Here is a 1,018-nt window from a genome sequence, read left to right as displayed (position 1 = left end):
AAAGCGGCTGAAACGCACGACCTGCGTCTTCTCGGGCGCCACGGCGAGGCCAAATTGCTCCAGCCGTTGCGGGAGCGCTTGGTAGAACCGCTCTGCATCGTCGCGGAAACGGAAGGCGCAGACGAAGTCATCCGCATACCGACACAGCAGCGCTTCGCCCCGACACTGGGGCTTGACCCGCCGCTCGAACCAGAGATCGAGCACGTAGTGCAGGTAGACGTTACTGAGCACGGGCGAGATGATGCCGCCCTGGGGACTCCCGCTCCCGGGATGGAGCACCTGTCCGTCGGTGTCCAGGATCCCGGCCTTGAGCCATTTGCGGATCAGCGTGAGAAAGGCCCGATCGTCGATCCTGAGACTGAGCATCTTGAGCAGCCAGTCGTGGTCCAATGCGTCGAAAAATCCGCGAATGTCGGCCTCGACCAGATAGCCATAACAGCCGTACATCAGCTGAAACGTCAGCTCACAGACGGCCTGCTTGGCGCTGCGACCCGGCCGGTAGCCGTGGGAGCCATCGAGGAAGTCTTCCTCGTAGATCGCCCCCAGCAGCTTGGCACAGGCCAATTGCACCAGCTTGTCTTCCAACGCCGGTATGCCCAGCGGCCTTTCCTTTCCGTTCTCCTTGGGAATGTAGACGCGTCGGACAAGCTTCGCCCGGTAGCGTCCGGCCTTCACGCGCTCGGCCAGGTCGGTGATGTTGCCGTCCAGATCAACGGCATACTGCGCCGCTGTCAGCCCATCGACGCCGCTGGCCGCATCCTTGTTCAAGTCGTGCCAGCAGTGCATCAAGAGTTCGGCATTCACTTCACCGGAGAGGTTGCGAAAGCGATGGTGTTTGCTCTCCTTCGCTCGATTGGCTATCGCCCGTAGTGAGGTTGGCTCGTGGTGCTCCGATCCTGCATGTCCGGCACGAGTGTCCTTTGCAGGCGGCGTACTTCCGTCGGGTCCTTCGCCATGTAATGGGCTTTCCCCATCGCCGACTACTATGCCCGATAAGACACCCCCTCGGCATGCGGCG

At 61.7% G+C, this 1,018-nt stretch carries 1 protein-coding gene; it reads right to left on the bottom strand.

What is annotated here, in order from left to right:
* The coding region (locus tag D779_RS20760) for a reverse transcriptase domain-containing protein (RefSeq protein ID WP_269747409.1) at positions 1 to 804 on the bottom strand (804 nt) is incomplete at its 3' end.
* Positions 805 to 1,018: the final 214 nt, after the last annotated feature.

It is taken from the genome of Imhoffiella purpurea, from assembly GCF_000585215.1.
Taxonomy (GTDB): Bacteria; Pseudomonadota; Gammaproteobacteria; order Chromatiales; family Chromatiaceae; genus Imhoffiella; species Imhoffiella purpurea.
Note: the sequence above shows the minus strand (reverse complement) of the source record. Positions and strands in the feature narration are given on the sequence as shown.